The sequence below is a fragment of the Streptomyces sp. NBC_00986 genome (genome assembly GCF_045162565.1).
In the GTDB taxonomy this organism is placed as follows: domain Bacteria; phylum Actinomycetota; class Actinomycetes; order Streptomycetales; family Streptomycetaceae; genus Streptomyces.
Genome location: NZ_CP108733.1, coordinates 5,765,827 through 5,780,849, shown reverse-complemented (window position 1 = coordinate 5,780,849; position 15,023 = coordinate 5,765,827). Strand labels below are relative to the sequence as shown.

Sequence of the window (15,023 nt, the reverse complement as noted above, 5' to 3'; positions counted from 1 at the left end):
CTCAGGCTCCTTCCTGGGCCCACTCGACGGGCCCCTGGTACGGGAAGAACAACTCCGCTACCGCCTCCGCCGAGTCCATGCAGGCGTGCTGCAAGTCCTTGAGGAGGGCGGGCAGTTGCTCTTCCAAGGCGTGCGAGTCGAGGTATTCGAGACGGGTGCGCAGCCGGCCGATGGGACGCCGCGCCGGGTCCTGCCGCTGGCGCCCGAGCGCGGTGAGGCACTCCTCGGCCGTCGTCAGCGCGTGCAGCGCCGAACGCGGGAAGTCCCGGTCCAGCAGCAGGAATTCGGCCACGCGCGGGGTGTCCCCGAAACCGCCGTACACCCGCGCGTACGCCTCGTCGGCGCCCGAAGCGCTCAGCAGCGTCGGCCAGTCGGGCGCGTGCGCCGCGTCCAACACCCGTACCGACAACAGCCGTACGGTCATGTCCACCCGCTCGAGGCTCCTGCCGAGGACGACGAAACGCCAGCTGTCGTCACGGCTCATCGTGGAGTCGGCGAGACCGAAGAACAACGCGGCACGTCTGCGCACGAGTTCGAGATAGGCGTAGGGGCCCGTACGGCGGGCCGCGAGGCGTTGGTCGGCCAGGGCGTGCCAGGTGGAGTTGAGGCACTCCCACATCTCCGAGGAGACGGCTTCCCGGGCGCTGCGGGCGTTGAGGCGGGCGGCGCCGAGCGCGCCCTCGATGGAACAGGTCGAGCGGGCGTCGAAGGCCAACTGGTCCAACACCTGCTGCATGTCCACGCGTTGACCGCCCGCGTCGACCCCGAGGATCGCGTACAGCGACCGGCACGCCACGTCCTCGTCGCGCCAGGGGTCCTCCAGCATGCGGTGGAGGTAGGCGTCGAGGATGCGCCCGGTGTTGTCGGCGCGCTCGACGTAACGGCCCGTCCACGTCAGGGCCTCGGCTATCCGGGAGAGGATCACGTCGTTCACTGCTGCGCCCCTTCCTGTACGACCATGGGGTTGCCGTCGGGGCCGAGTTGACGGGGTGCCACCTCGGGCAGTCCGCCCTCCGGGAAGAGCGACGCGGGCTGTTCGGTGGGGCCCTCCGCGAGCACCCAGGTGTCCTTGGAGCCGCCGCCCTGGCTGGAGTTGACGATCAGGTTGCCCTCCTGGAGGGCGACGCGGGTGAGGCCGCCGGGCAGCACCCAGACGTCGGTGCCGTCGTTCACGGCGAACGGGCGCAGGTCGATGTGGCGCGGTGCCATGCGTTCGCCCGCGAGGGTGGGGGAGGTCGACAGGGCGACCGGGCGCTGGGCGATCCAGCCGCGCGGATCGGCGGCGACGGCTTTGCGAGTGCGTTCGAGCGTCTTCGCGTCGGCCTTGGGTCCGATGACGATGCCCATGCCGCCCGCGCCGTCCACCGGCTTCACGACCAGCCGGTCGATCTGGTCGAGGACCGCCTCCAACTGGCCCGGCTCGTCTGGGCGGTAGGACTCCACGTTGGGGAGAATCGGTTCCTCTGAGAGGTAGTAGCGGATGAGGTCGGGGACGTAGGTGTAGAGGAGCTTGTCGTCCGCGATGCCGTTGCCGACCGCGTTCGCGAGTGTGACGTTCCCGGCCTGGGCGGCGTTCATGATGCCCGGGCAGCCGATCACCGAGTCGGGGCGGAAGTGCAGCGGGTCGAGGAAGTCGTCGTCGAGCCGCCGGTATACGACGTGGACGGGCACCTCGCCGCGCGTGGTCCGCATCCACACCCGGTTGTTGCGGCAGGTGAGGTCGTGCCCCACCACCAACTGCACGCCCATCAGCCGGGCGAGCAGGGCGTGTTCGAAGTAGGCGGCGTTTCCCGGTCCGGGGGTGAGGACCACGACGCGCGGGTCCTGGGCGCCCGCGGGCGCGGCGGCCCGCAGCGCGGCGAGCAGCTTCTGCGCGTACCCGTCGACGGGGACCACGTGCTGCTCGGCGAAGAGGGAGGGGAAGATCCGGGTCATGGCTCTGCGGTTCTCGATGACGTACGAAACCCCGCTCGGCACCCGGACGTTGTCCTCGAGGACCCGGAAGTCCCCGGCCTCGTCGCGCACGAGGTCGATGCCGGCGACGTGGATGCGGACCCCGCCCGGTGGCTCGACCCCCTGCGCGGCCCGATGGAAATGAGCCGAGTTGAGGAGCAGCCGCCAGGGCACCACACCGTCCTCGAAGGCACGGCAGTGCGAGTAGGCGTCGGAGAGATAGGCCTCCAGCGCCCGCACCCGTTGCGCCACCCCGCGCTGGATGAGATCCCACTCCAGCGCGTCGATGATCCGGGGCACCAGGTCCAGTGGCCAGGGCCGTTCCTCGCCCGCGAAGGCGTAGGTCACGCCGCGGTCGGTGAACGCGCGGGCCATCTGGTCCGCGCGGAAGCGCAGTTCACTCGGCTCGATGGGCTGGAGTGCCGCCAGTACCGGCTCGTAGGCGGTTCTGACCTCACCCGGCCGCACAAACATCTCGTCCCACGCATCGGCCAATGCGTATGCGTCAAATATGTCCGCCATGAGGGGACGTTAAGTGCGATACGTAACACGGTGATCTCTGAGTGATTTCCGGCAGCTCACGCGGAAAGTGATACGACGAGGGACTCGGAGCTACTGGCCGGACACCCCCCAGCTTGTTGCAAGGTGAGGCGGGGAGGCCGGGATATAGCGGGTGTTATCGGCGGTTTTCGGGGGCTGTTCGAGGGGAAGCCGTGTTGCGGAGCAGGACCTGTCCGCGCATAGTTGCGCTGCAAAGAGCCGGGAACCGGGGGTGGGATGGGCGATGGCCGGGCACGGGACGGACGAGCATCCCCACGGTGCTGACCGACTCTGCGGCCCCGGGGACCGCGTGTACTCCCGGGCCGTACGGCGGGGCCGCGTACCGCGCACGGAAGCCGAACCGGTGCCGTGCCTGTTGGAGCTGGCCCTCCTCCACCCGGACCCCGACGACATGGACTGGCTGGTCCCGACCGCCCCGCAGGAGGTCATGACCCGGCTGCTGCGCGGGGTCTACGACGAGGTCAGCGAGAGCCACCGGCGGGTGGGTTCGGCGGTCGCCGCCTTCGAGTGGTACGCCGGTCTCGGCCGCCGTATCCAGGCGTCCGCGATGGCGTCGGCGTCGCTGGAGGGCGGTGCCGCGATCCGCGTCCTGGACGGGCTCTCCCGTATCCAGGCGGCGATGGACGACGCGACGGAGGCCTGCACCCGCGAGGTACTCACCGTCCAGCCCGGCGGCATCCGCCGCGAACCGGAACTCACCGAGGGCCTGCACCGGGCAGTCACCCTGCGCTCACGCGGGGTCCGGATGCGCGACCTGTACACGCACGTGGCCCGGCACGGCCAAGGCCTGCTCAACTACCTGGAGTTGATGGGCGACGCGGTGGAGGCGAGGACGCTCGACGAGGTCGTCGACCGCCTGATCCTCTTCGACCGCACGGTCGCCTTCATCCCCGCCAACGCCGACCACACGATGGCCCTTGAGCTGCGCCACCCGGCTCTGATCGACTACTTCGTCACGGTCTTCGACCGCCTGTGGCGCCTGGCGATACCCGTGGCCGCCCCCCTGCCCGACACCGGCATCGAGGGCATCTCCCACCGCGAACAGTCCATCGCCGCCCTCCTCGCGGACGGCCACCAGGACGCGGTGATCGCGGAACGGCTCGGCATAAGCGTCCGCACCTGCCGCGCCCACATCGCCCGCCTCTCGGAGACCCTGGGCGCGGCCAGCCGCACCCAACTGGGCGTCCGCATAGCCCAGGTGGGCCTGGACGGCACCTCGTCCCACCACCCGGACGTCCCGGTCCAGCTCACCCCGGCGGATCGAGAATCCCCGACCGCCCGATGAGATAGCCGAGTTGGGCCCGGCTCTCGCTGCCGAGGGTGGCGGCGAGTTTGGCGATGTGGACGCGGGCGGTGCGGATGTTCATGCCCAGGCGGTCCGCGATGACGGCGTCGGTGTAGCCCTCAATGAGCAGGCTCGCTATGGCGCGTTGGCGGGGGGTGATGCCGTTGTGGGAGGGCTGCTTGACCGCTTCCGGGTACATGGGGGTGGCCAGGTGCCAGAGGCGGTCGAAGACCGTGACGAAGTAGGTGATCAGGGCCGGGTGGCGGACTTCCAGGGCGAGGGTGCGGTCCTCGTTGGCGGGGATGAAGGCGACCGTGCGGTCGATGGCGATGAGGCGGTCGGTGACCTCGTCGAGGGTGCGGGCCTCGGCGTCGCCCCTCAACTGGTCGTAGCGGGTGAGGACGGCGGGCTGATGGCGGAGCGCGTGCGGGTACAGGGTGCGGATGCGGCCACCGCGGTCGAGGAGGGCCTGGTCCTGTTTCAGGGCGTTGAGGTTGATGTCGAGGGACTCGGGGTTCCGCCGGCGCGGCTGTATCGCCAGCACCTCGTGGGAGGCCGCGGCCACGGCCTCCGCGATGGCCGAGTTGATCCGGTCGAAGCCGTGGAGGACGCTGATCGTCGCGCTGTCCGTCGTTCCCGTCCGGCGGCCGTCGATGCGCATCAGCGGCTCGAACGCCTCGGCCAGCCGCTCCTCGCGCCGCCGTTCGTCCGCGATCCGCGCCCCCGAGGCGCGCAGCATCCGGTGCAGGGCCACGGCGGGGGCGACCGGCTCCAGCCGGTCCGGGTCGGCGGCGGCCGGATGCAGCAGGCCGTGGTCGAGCAGGCACGGAGCCGCGTCGGCGTCCGCGGGGCGCACCCATCCGTCGCGCAGGGCGTGTGCGTAGAGCTCCGATCCTGCGGGGCACAGGTCTTCCACACCGTGCTCCGGGTGGGACGGGGATGTCACTCCGCCGCTCCCTCCTGTCTGAGGATGCCCGACTCCGCGATGAGATAGCCGAGTTGGGCCCGGCTCTCGCTGCCGAGGGTGGCGGCGAGTTTGGCGATGTGGACGCGGGCGGTGCGGATGTTCATGCCGAGGCGGTCGGCTATGACGGCGTCGGTGAGGCCCTCGACCAGCAGGCCGGCTATGGCTCGTTGGCGGGGGGTGATGCCGTTGAGGGAGGGCTGCTGGACCGTCTCGGGGTACATGGGGGCGGCCATGTGCCAGAGGCGGTCGAAGGTGATGGCGAAGTAGTCGATCAGTACCGGGTGGCGTACTTCGAGGGCGAGCGTGCGGTCCCTGTTGGCGGGGATGAAGGCGACGGAGCGGTCGATCACGACGAGGCGCTCGGTGACCTGGTCGAGGGTCCGTGCCTCGGCGTCGCCGTCCAGCTGCTCGTAGCGGGCCGTCACGGCGGGCGAGTAGCGCTGTGTGTGCTGGTAGAGAGTGCGGATGCGGCCGCCGCGGTCGAGCAGGGCCTGGTCGCGGCCCAGGCTCCTGGCCAGGCGGGAGGCAGGATTGTGGCCGTCGTACGGCTGAATGGCCAGGAGCTCGCTGGAGGCGTCGGCCATGGCGGTGGCGATGGCCTCGTTGATCCGGTCGAGTCCGCCGAGGAGGCTGATGACCGGCGGGTCCGTCGTGGCCGTGCGCCGGCCGTCGATGCGCATGAGCGGCTCCAGCGTCTCGGCCAGCCGCTGCTCGAGCTGCCGCTCGTCGGCGATGCGGTCCGCCGAGGCGCGCAGCCGACGGTGGAGAACGAGGGCCGGAGCGACGGGCTCCAGGCGGTCCGGGTCCGTGACGTCGGGATCCAACAGGCCGAAGCCGACGAGACAGGGAGCCGTCCGGACGTCCGCACTGCTGACGTGCCCCTCACGCAGCGCCCGGCCGTACAGCTCCAAGCCCTCATCGCACAGTTCCTCCGGACCGTGCCGGTGTGGCTGTGTCGTCACGTGTGACCTTCTTCTTCCTGTGGGGTCAGGGCTCCTGCTTCAGGATCCCCGACTGCGCTATGAGGAACCCGAGCTGGGCGCGGCTGCCGCTGCCCAGAGCCGTCGCGAGCTTGGCTATGTGGGCGCGGCAGGTACGGACGTTCATCCCCAGGCGCCGGGCGATCGCCTCGTCGACGTGGCCCTCGATGAGGAGCTTGGCGATCGAGTGCTGGATCTCGGTGATGCCGTCCGGGGCGGTCTCGTACGGCGCGCCGGCGCTCAGCGGGACCGCGCGGTTCCACATGAACTCGAAGACCTTGATCAGGTAGCGGACGAGCCCCGGATGACGGAGTTCGAGGGCGATCTCCCCGTCGTCGCGGGTCGGGATGAAGGCCACGGTCTCGTCGCAGATGATCAGCCGCTCGACGAGTTCGTCGATGGTCCGGTACTCCACCTTGCCGTCGGTGAACTGGGCCACGTAGGCCAGCGTCTCGGGGCTGTAGCGGGCCGGGTGCTGGTAGAGCGTCCGGATGCGGCAGCCGCGTTCGATCAGCGGCCTGTCGCGGTTCAGCCCCTGCGCGAGGGTGTGCTCCAGCCGGCGGCGGCTCGGCTGCACGGTGAGCATCTCGGTCTGGCACTGGGCGGTGGCCAGATCGAGTGCCGCGTTGATCCGGTCGAGGCCCTCCAGCACCGTGATCGAGTGCGTGGTCGCCGTCGACTGGGCGCTGAGGGCCATGAACGGCCCGAAAGCGTCGGCGAGTTCGATGGACATCCGCCTGCGCTGGGTGATCTCGCTCTCGATCGGGTTGAGCCGCTGGGCGAGGGCGATCGACGGGGGCACCGGGCGCAGCCAGTTCGGATCGTCAGGATCGGGATGAAGGAGGGCGAACTCCATCAAGCAGGGCGCGGGTTCCACATCCTTACGGGCGACGCGCCCAGTCCGGAGAGCGTTCCCGTAGAGGCGACGCCCGTCCTCGCACAGATCGGTCAGCTCGTGAGGATGTGTCTGATTAGTCTCGTTAATCACCAAATCTCCACCCCCCAGGGTCCTGAACGTGCAGGAACATGATGCATCGATTGTGTGGCCACGACGTGCCGGAATGCGCCATCGTCGTAGTCGACGGGGGAGAGGTGACCTTCAAATGAGGACGAAGCCGACTATGCATAAGAGAATGCTTCGCTCGGCGCTTCTCGCCGCCTTCTCCGCCGTTGTGGCTTTCGGGGCGCTGAGTGGCCTTGCGGCGACCGACGACAGTACCTGGCGCACGACCAACGTGACCGCCGACGACAGCACCTGGGTCGTCACGGCGTCCGACGTCCCGGGCGACAGCACCTGGGTCGCTCCGAGCGACAGCACGTGGGTCGCCGAGTCATGACCACTCCCCCCGACGACCGTTCCTTCCGGCGCGAGATGGCCACGGCCTACCGCTCCGGCTGGCACTTCATCGATCTGGCCACCGCCATCCCCCACAGCGGTGACTCGCTCATGGTGACGGTGTTCGGAGAGCCGGTCGTCGTGACGCGGGACGAGGACGAGGACGTACGGGCCTACCGGTGTCTGCGGCGGCCTCGGGGGGCGCCGCAGCCAGTGCGATGCGCCATCCGGTACGGAATGATCTTTGTGAATCTTGACCAGCGAGACCACCGGCTGGTGGAAACGGATGCCCCCGACGTCCAGACCATCTCAGCCACCCCCCGCAGTGCCTGACGCGATTCCCCCGTCGTAACAGATCGCTCAGGTGCTTCCCCCCGCAGCGGCGTCACCGTGACCTGAACACGGTGACGCCGCTGCAGTTTGTGCGCAATCTCCGGGTATCGACCGATCCCGGGTGGCTGAAAATCGGCGCTTCAGCTTTTCCCCGGCACCTTCCCCACCGCCTTCCCCATCGCCCGCGTCAGCTCGATCTCGATCACCACCCGGGACGGGTTCGGCGACGGCGCCCGCTCATAACGCTCCGCGTACCGGCGCTCCGCCTCGGCGACCCGGTCGCGTTCGACGCGTACGACGGCCCGGCCCTCCAGCGTGGCCCAGCGCCGCCCGTCCACCTGGCACACGGCGACCCGGGCGCCCCGGGGGCCGGCGGCCAGGACGTTCAGCACCTTCGTGCTCGACTTGTTCGCGATGACCCGAGCAAGCCGTGTCTCCGGGTCGTATGTCACTCCGACAGGGACGACGTGCGGGGTGCCGTCGGGGCGGAGGGTGGTGAGGGTGCACAGGTGCCGTTCCCGCCAGAAGCTGAGATACGACGGGTCGGGATCGCCCGGGTCCACCGGATATGCGGCCATGGTCCCGGAACTTAGTCCCCCGATCCTCCCCGCCACTGCCTTGAGTGGAATAGACTCAACTTTGTGCACGTTGACCGTGTCATTCCGTGCACGAAGATCGTAGGAGGAGGAGTACCGGAACGTGGACGCCGAGCTGACCAACAGGAGCCGGGACGCGATCAACGCGGCCAGCAACCGTGCCGTGACCGGGGGGCACGCGGATCTGACCCCGGCGCATCTGCTGCTCTCGCTGCTGGAGGGGCAGGACAACGAGAACATCACCGACCTGCTGGCCGCCGTCGACGCGGACCAGGCCGCCGTACGGTCCGGGGCCGAGCGGGTGCTCGGTTCGCTGCCCAGCGTGACCGGGTCGACCGTCGCGCCGCCGCAGCCCAGCCGCGAGCTGCTCGCGGTGCTCGCGGACGCGGGTGAGCGCGCGAAGGAGCTCGGCGACGACTACCTCTCGACCGAGCACCTGCTGATCGGTATCGCCGCGAAGGGCGGCGCGGCCGGGGACGTACTCTCCCAGCAGGGGGCCAGTGCGAAGAAGCTGCTGGACGCGTTCCAGAAGAGCAGGGGAGGGCGCCGGGTGACCACACCCGACCCCGAGGGGCAGTACAAGGCGCTGGAGAAGTTCGGTACGGACTTCACGGCCGCCGCGCGCGAGGGCAAGCTCGACCCGGTCATCGGGCGGGACCAGGAGATCCGGCGGGTCGTCCAGGTGCTGTCCCGCCGCACGAAGAACAACCCCGTGCTGATCGGCGAGCCCGGCGTCGGCAAGACCGCCGTCGTCGAGGGGCTGGCGCAGCGGATCGTCAAGGGGGACGTGCCGGAGTCCCTCAAGAACAAGCGGCTGGTCTCGCTGGACCTGGGCGCGATGGTCGCGGGGGCGAAGTACCGGGGTGAGTTCGAGGAGCGGCTGAAGACCGTCCTCGCGGAGATCAAGGACTCCGACGGCCAGATCATCACCTTCATCGACGAACTCCACACCGTCGTCGGCGCGGGTGCCGGGGGCGACTCCGCGATGGACGCCGGCAACATGCTGAAGCCGATGCTCGCCCGCGGCGAACTGCGCATGGTCGGCGCGACGACCCTCGACGAATACCGCGAACGCATCGAGAAGGACCCGGCGTTGGAGCGCCGCTTCCAGCAGGTGCTGGTCGCGGAGCCGAGTGTCGAGGACACGATCGCGATCCTGCGCGGACTCAAGGGCCGCTACGAGGCGCACCACAAGGTCGTCATCGCGGACAGCGCGCTGGTGGCGGCCGCGACCCTCTCCGACCGGTACATCACCTCCCGCTTCCTCCCCGACAAGGCGATCGACCTGGTCGACGAGGCGGCCTCCCGCCTCCGCATGGAGATCGACTCGTCCCCGGTCGAGATCGACGAACTCCAGCGCTCCGTCGACCGGTTGAAGATGGAGGAACTGGCCCTCGACAAGGAGACGGACGCCGCCTCCATCGAGCGTCTGGAGAAGCTGCGCCGCGACCTCGCCGACCGCGAGGAGGAGCTGCGCGGCCTCAACGCCCGCTGGGAGAAGGAGAAGCAGTCCCTCAACCGCGTCGGCGAGCTGAAGGAGAAGCTCGACGAACTCCGCGGCCAGGCCGAACGGGCCCAGCGCGACGGCGACTTCGACACCGCGTCCAAGCTGCTCTACGGCGAGATCCCCTCCCTGGAGCGGGACTTGGAGGAGGCCTCCCAGGCCGAGGAGGAAGCCTCCAAGGACACGATGGTCAAGGAGGAGGTCGGCCCCGACGACATCGCGGACGTCGTCGGCTCCTGGACCGGCATCCCCGCAGGCCGTCTCCTGGAGGGCGAGACGCAGAAACTCCTGCGCATGGAGGAGGAGTTGGGCCGCCGCCTCATCGGCCAGCGAGAGGCCGTACAGGCGGTCTCCGACGCCGTACGACGCACTCGCGCGGGCATCGCGGACCCGGACCGCCCCACCGGCTCGTTCCTCTTCCTGGGTCCGACGGGCGTGGGCAAGACCGAACTGGCAAAGGCGCTCGCGGACTTCCTCTTCGACGACGAGCGGGCGATGGTCCGCATCGACATGTCGGAGTACGGCGAGAAGCACAGCGTGGCCCGACTGGTCGGTGCCCCGCCCGGATACGTCGGCTACGAGGAGGGCGGCCAGCTCACGGAGGCGGTGCGCAGGCGGCCGTACTCGGTGATCCTGCTCGACGAGGTCGAGAAGGCGCACCCCGAGGTCTTCGACGTGCTGCTCCAGGTGCTGGACGACGGCCGGTTGACGGACGGTCAGGGCCGCACGGTCGACTTCCGCAACACCATCCTGATCCTCACCTCGAACCTGGGCAGCAACTTCCTGATCGACCAGACCACGGGCGAGGACGAGAAGAAGGAGCAGGTCCTTCAGGTGGTCCGGGCGTCCTTCAAGCCGGAGTTCCTGAACCGGCTGGACGACCTGGTGGTCTTCTCCGCCCTGAACAGGGAGGAGCTCGGCCGCATCGCCGCCCTCCAGATCGGCCGCCTCGCCAAGCGCCTCGCGGAACGCCGCCTCACCCTGGAGATCAGCGACGAGGCCCTGACCTGGCTCGCGGACAACGGCAACGACCCGGCGTACGGCGCGCGACCGCTCCGCCGCCTCGTCCAGACCGCGATCGGCGACCGGCTCGCCAAGGAGATCCTGGCGGGCGAGGTCAAGGACGGGGACACGGTGCGGGTGGACGCGTTCGGGGAGGGGCTGATCGTGGGGCCGGCGACGGGGAAGACGCTGTAGGTGGCACCGTAGGAACCCGGGCCGACCGGATCGACCGGATCCGGATCGACCCGGTCGACCGGATCAGGTCAGCCCAGGGCGGACAGTCCCGGCAGGGGTTGCCACCCCCCTCCCCGCATGGGGGAGGATGGCGGAATCCGTACGAAGGGAAATACACGGTGAGCATCGACCCGTCCTCGATTCCGAACTTCGGGGGCCAGCCCGAGCCGAACCCCCAAGGACCGGCGGGCCCCGTCGTCCCGGATCAGGACCTCGTGAAGCAGCTCCTCGACCAGATGGAGCTGAAGTATGTCGTCGACGACGAGGGTGACCTCGCGGCGCCGTGGGAGCAGTTCCGTACGTACTTCATGTTCCGCGGCGAGGACGACCAGCTGGTCTTCTCGGTGCGGACGTTCTACGACCGTCCGCACGACATCGACGTCAAGCCGCAGCTCCTGGAGTCGATCGACGACTGGAACCGCCGCACCCTGTGGCCCAAGGTCTACACGCACACCCACGACGACGGCACCGTCCGTCTCATCGGTGAGGCGCAGATGCTGATCGGCACCGGCGTCGACCTGAACCACTTCGTGTCCTCGACGGTCAGCTGGGTGCGCGCGGCGATCGAGTTCGACCGCTGGCTCGTCGAGCAGCTCGGCCTCACCGAGGAAGTCGACGAGGCCGTCGAGAAGCCCGAGGACGACGAGGAGTAGTTCTCGTCAGTACCGCTCAGTCCCGCAGGACCACGTATGACCGGCGCCCGTCCACAGCCTGTGGACGGGCGCCGGTCTTTTCGTCTCTCAGACCGCCAGCTTCTTCAGCCGGTCCACCGCTTCCTCCAGCACACCGACCCGCTTGCAGAACGCGAACCTCACGAAGGGCGCGCCCTCCTCCCGGTGGTCGTAGAAGACCGCGTTCGGGATGGCGACGACCCCGGCGAGTTCCGGCAGCGCGCGGCAGAAGGCGAAGCCGTCCGTCTCTCCGAGTGGGCGGATGTCGGTCGTGACGAAGTACGTGCCCGCCGGGCGGAAGACCTCGAAGCCCGCCTCCGCCAGGCCCGTCGCCAGGACGTCCCGCTTGGCCAGCATGTCCGCGCGGAAGGCGTCGAAGTACGAGTCCGGGAGCGCCAGGGCCTCCGCCACCGCGTACTGGAACGGGCCCGACGCCACGTACGTCAGGAACTGCTTCGCCGACCGTACGGCCGTGACGAGGGCCGGCGTCCCCGTCACCCACCCGACCTTCCACCCCGTGAACGAGAACGTCTTGCCCGCCGAACCGATCGACACCGTCCGCTCCCGCATCCCCGGGAAGGACACCAGCGGAATGTGCTCGGCCTCGTCGAACACCAGGTGCTCGTACACCTCGTCCGTGATCACCAACAGATCGCGTTCTACGGCGAGTTCGGCGATGGCGGCGAGTTCCTCGCGGGTGAGGACGGTGCCGGTCGGGTTGTGCGGGGTGTTGATCAGGAGGAGGCGGGTGCGGTCGGTGACGGCGGCGCGCAGCTCGTCCAGGTCGAGTCGGAAGCGGCCCTCGGACGGGCGGAGCGTGACCGGTACGCGGGTGCCGCCCGCCATCGCGATGCAGGCCGCGTAGGAGTCGTAGTACGGCTCCAGGGCGATGACCTCGTCGCCGGGTTCGACGAGGGCGAGCAGGGCCGCGGCGATCGCCTCCGTCGCGCCCGCCGTGACCAGGACCTCGGTGTCGGGGTCGTAGGGGAGGCCGTAGCGGCGCTGCTGGTGGGCGGCGATCGCGGTGCGGAGTTCGGGGACGCCGGGGCCCGGCGGGTACTGGTTGCCGCGTCCGTCGCGCAGTGCGCGGACCGCCGCCTCACGGATCTCCTCGGGGCCGTCCGTGTCGGGGAAACCCTGGCCGAGGTTGATCGAACCGGTCTTCAGGGCCAGGGCGGACATCTCGGCGAAGATCGTCGTCCCGAACTCGGCGAGCCGGCGGTTGAGGAGGGGGCGTGCACTGGAGGTCATGCCCGTCATCCTGCGCCGAAGCCGCGACGTTCCTCAACTTTCCGTGCCGGACCTCACCTCCGGCCGGGCCGCCGGGACGGCGGCGGGTTCGTGGCGGAGGGCGCCCCCGGGGGGCGTCCTTGGCGGCTTCCTCGCTGTTCGTTCGCGGGACCGGGGCGCGGGGAGTTCGCTGAATTCAGGTATCTGGTCGCCTCCGGCGAGATGGGCGGCACAGCCGTCCAGGAAGGCCCGCCTTCCCCGTTCGACCGCAGTCCGGCCGCGAGGGCCCGCTCTTTTTCCTGATGCGCGTACACGTAGTAGCCCTCGACCGGCTGCGGCACGACGGGCTGTTGCGGAGCCATCGGTTCCGGCCAGGGGCGGGCCATGTCCAGGTGCGCCTCGTACGACATGGGCACCGGTCCGGGCCCGGGGCCCCACCCGGCCGCCTGCTCCTTCCGGGCCTGGCGCCCCTGCATGTACAGGGCCCCGCCGGCGAGGATCATCCCGACGCCGATGCCCGCTCCGAACCCGCTGGCGATCAGCGCGCCGGCCACCGCGAGCCCGCCCACCGCCAAGGTGGCGCCGATCATCTTCCGGCCTCGGGGCGTCTTGGCCAGCCGTACGGCGTTCGACGCCGCGCCCCGCACCCGTCCGGCGCAGCAGGCCACCGTCTCCGTCTCCGTTGCGCCGCCGCCTGCTCCCGGCGGCGCCGTACACCTGGTTGTCGTCGGACATGGTGCGCTCCTGGGTTCTGGCGGTCCCGTGGGAACCGGGTGCGGCGCCGGTTCGCCCGAGCCGGTCATGCCCGGTCACGGCCGTGCGGGAGAACCTCGTGGAGGGACAACGGCCGTGCACCCCCGGCCGGTTCAGTCCGCGGGTTCCCCGGGGCAGCCTCAGAAGTTCCTCAACTCTGCTTTGGCAGGTGAGACGGCCGGGCATCCCTGTGTCACGCACCACACGAGGCGCCCACGGGGGGCCGCTTCGGGGGAACTGGAAGGAGGGTGACGTCATGTTCTTCTTCGTCATCCTGGCGGTGATCGCAGTCGCCTTCATCGGAATGATCGTCCGCGCGGGGCGCAAGGACAAGCTCGGCAAGGGATCGGGCCGTCGGGGCGGGTTCTACGGAGGTAGCGCCGCCGGTACGAGCAGCAGCTGGTGGGCGGGGGACGGGGGTTCGTCGTCCTCGGGTGGGCACTCCGGGGGGCACCACGGGGGCCACCACTCCTGCGGTGGCGGCGGGCACTCGTCCTGCGGGGGCGGCTCGTCGTGCGGCGGGGGATCGTCCTGCGGGGGTGGGGGCGGCTGCGGCGGCGGCAACTGAGCCGGACGCGGTGACCGGGTGAGCCGGACGCGGTGACGGCTGACACGGGGCAGCCGAGCGCCGCGGAGGGATCGAACGGGCAGGGCGAAAGGGCTCGAACGGTATCGAAAAGTATCGGACGGGGGGTCGGAGCGCCCGCCGGGAGACCGCTCCCGGCGGGCGCTCCGGCGCGCGCCTGACACGCCTGGGCGTACGCCTTGGTTGAACAGTTGAGCTGTGCAGCCCCCTGAGGGATGGAAACCCCACGAAGTTGGGTAAAAACGCTGTGGTGGCGCCACCGCTCATGATTCCCTCTAAAACACCAAAGCAGCCCCAACGCAACCCCTCGGGCGCCTGCAGACACCTTCTCCTTACTGGGCCGACCGGGCCGATGTCCTGGTGTCGGCCGGGGTGTGCCGGACCCCCACACCTCCCCTCACCTCCCCTTTCTTTGCGTGCTAGCGGAGCCGATCCATGCTCACGACCCTGAAGACCTCCTACACCGATACGCGCGCGGCCGACCTCGCCTGGACCCTGGGGCGCGAGCCGCTTCCCGCCCTGGCCACGCTCGATCTCGAACTGGCCGGTGCGAAGCTCCAGTTGAGACTGCTCGGCGCGTCCCACCAGGTACTCCTGGACGAGGAGCGGGGCAGCTGTTCGGAGACGGTCGCGTGCATCCCGGGTTCCAGCACACCGCTGCCGCTCGGGGTGGCCAAGCGGGTCGGCGACTGGGAGTACGAGTTCGCGGCCCGGGTCGAGGTGCTGTCCCCGGGGCAGTTCGCGGGCCGCGCCCAGGAACTGCTGGCCCTGGTCGCCGACCATCCCAACGGTCTCGCCGGGGTCTTCCCCGGCAGCCCGCACGCCTTCACCGCGATGCTCGCCCAGCGGCACGAGGGGCAGGTGCACTGGCGCACCTGGCACGCGTATCCGCAGGACGGGCAGCTGGTGGCGACGCGGACACGGGTGGGGGTGCGGGTGCCGGTGGGGCACGCGATGCCGTCGCCGGTATAAACCTGGACGGGTCCGGATGAGGCCGTGTGGCCGACACCGACCCCGGTCGCTGTAAACACA

15 protein-coding genes are annotated in these 15,023 nt (G+C 69.9%); 7 read left to right on the top strand and 8 right to left on the bottom strand.

Annotated elements, in window-relative coordinates; all coding sequences use genetic code 11:
• Position 1 precedes the first annotated feature (1 nt).
• Complete coding sequence (locus tag OG504_RS25530) at positions 2-934, bottom strand: alpha-E domain-containing protein (RefSeq protein ID WP_318017702.1); 933 nt, start codon at positions 932-934, stop codon at positions 2-4.
• Positions 931-2,475: a circularly permuted type 2 ATP-grasp protein gene (locus OG504_RS25525; RefSeq protein WP_405991900.1), complete on the bottom strand. Its 1,545-nt coding sequence runs from the start codon at positions 2,473-2,475 to the stop codon at positions 931-933. The genes OG504_RS25530 and OG504_RS25525 overlap by 4 nt, the downstream gene beginning before the upstream one ends.
• A 262-nt stretch (positions 2,476-2,737) precedes the next feature.
• Between OG504_RS25525 and OG504_RS25520 the strand changes: the two genes are divergently transcribed.
• Entirely contained in the window at positions 2,738-3,799 is a 1,062-nt protein-coding gene (locus tag OG504_RS25520; protein ID WP_405991899.1) for a LuxR C-terminal-related transcriptional regulator, read from the top strand.
• Here the strand turns inward: OG504_RS25520 and OG504_RS25515 are convergent.
• Genes OG504_RS25515 through OG504_RS25505 form a run of 3 tightly spaced genes read right to left on the bottom strand, consistent with a single transcriptional unit; the run spans position 3,762 to position 6,698 of the window.
• Positions 3,762-4,745, bottom strand: coding sequence for a LuxR C-terminal-related transcriptional regulator (locus OG504_RS25515; RefSeq protein ID WP_405991898.1), 984 nt, complete (start codon positions 4,743-4,745; stop codon positions 3,762-3,764). The genes OG504_RS25520 and OG504_RS25515 overlap by 38 nt on opposite strands.
• Positions 4,742-5,728, bottom strand: a complete 987-nt coding sequence (locus OG504_RS25510) for a LuxR C-terminal-related transcriptional regulator (protein WP_405991897.1) — start codon at positions 5,726-5,728, stop codon at positions 4,742-4,744. The genes OG504_RS25515 and OG504_RS25510 overlap by 4 nt, the downstream gene beginning before the upstream one ends.
• A gap of 25 nt (positions 5,729-5,753) precedes the next feature.
• On the bottom strand, positions 5,754-6,698 hold the full coding sequence (locus tag OG504_RS25505) for a helix-turn-helix transcriptional regulator (RefSeq protein WP_405996421.1): 945 nt from the start codon (positions 6,696-6,698) through the stop codon (positions 5,754-5,756).
• Between the two features lie 181 nt (positions 6,699-6,879).
• Here OG504_RS25505 and OG504_RS25500 point away from each other — a divergent pair, with 181 nt between their 5' ends.
• On the top strand, positions 6,880-7,083 hold the full coding sequence (locus tag OG504_RS25500; protein ID WP_405991896.1) for a hypothetical protein: 204 nt from the start codon (positions 6,880-6,882) through the stop codon (positions 7,081-7,083).
• On the top strand, positions 7,080-7,415 hold the full coding sequence (locus OG504_RS25495; protein ID WP_026178811.1) for a hypothetical protein: 336 nt from the start codon (positions 7,080-7,082) through the stop codon (positions 7,413-7,415). Before OG504_RS25500 ends, OG504_RS25495 begins: the two co-directional genes overlap by 4 nt.
• A gap of 140 nt (positions 7,416-7,555) precedes the next feature.
• Here the strand turns inward: OG504_RS25495 and OG504_RS25490 are convergent, their stop codons facing one another.
• Complete coding sequence (locus tag OG504_RS25490; RefSeq protein WP_405991895.1) at positions 7,556-7,993, bottom strand: pyridoxamine 5'-phosphate oxidase family protein; 438 nt, start codon at positions 7,991-7,993, stop codon at positions 7,556-7,558.
• A gap of 121 nt (positions 7,994-8,114) precedes the next feature.
• Here OG504_RS25490 and clpB point away from each other — a divergent pair, with 121 nt between their 5' ends.
• Positions 8,115-10,712 carry an ATP-dependent chaperone ClpB gene (clpB, locus tag OG504_RS25485; RefSeq protein ID WP_405991894.1) on the top strand — a complete coding sequence of 866 codons (2,598 nt, stop codon included), beginning with the start codon at positions 8,115-8,117 and terminating at the stop codon, positions 10,710-10,712.
• Positions 10,713-10,870: 158 nt separating this feature from the next.
• A complete protein-coding gene (locus tag OG504_RS25480; protein ID WP_033284794.1) occupies positions 10,871-11,404 on the top strand; it encodes a YbjN domain-containing protein in 534 nt (177 codons plus the stop codon).
• A gap of 87 nt (positions 11,405-11,491) precedes the next feature.
• Here OG504_RS25480 and OG504_RS25475 read toward each other — a convergent pair whose 3' ends face one another.
• Both OG504_RS25475 and OG504_RS25470 read right to left on the bottom strand, forming a co-directional pair.
• Positions 11,492-12,682, bottom strand: coding sequence for a pyridoxal phosphate-dependent aminotransferase (locus OG504_RS25475; RefSeq protein ID WP_405991893.1), 1,191 nt, complete (start codon positions 12,680-12,682; stop codon positions 11,492-11,494).
• A 44-nt stretch (positions 12,683-12,726) separates the two neighbouring features.
• Positions 12,727-13,320 (bottom strand): hypothetical protein, encoded by a 594-nt coding sequence (locus OG504_RS25470; protein ID WP_405991892.1) that lies wholly within the window; start codon positions 13,318-13,320, stop codon positions 12,727-12,729.
• Between the two features lie 341 nt (positions 13,321-13,661).
• Here OG504_RS25470 and OG504_RS25465 point away from each other — a divergent pair, with 341 nt between their 5' ends.
• Both OG504_RS25465 and OG504_RS25460 read left to right on the top strand, forming a co-directional pair.
• A complete protein-coding gene (locus OG504_RS25465) occupies positions 13,662-13,973 on the top strand; it encodes a hypothetical protein (protein WP_405991891.1) in 312 nt (103 codons plus the stop codon).
• 453 nt (positions 13,974-14,426) lie between these two features.
• Positions 14,427-14,963 carry a DUF2617 family protein gene (locus OG504_RS25460; RefSeq protein ID WP_266770094.1) on the top strand — a complete coding sequence of 179 codons (537 nt, stop codon included), beginning with the start codon at positions 14,427-14,429 and terminating at the stop codon, positions 14,961-14,963.
• Positions 14,964-15,023: the final 60 nt, after the last annotated feature.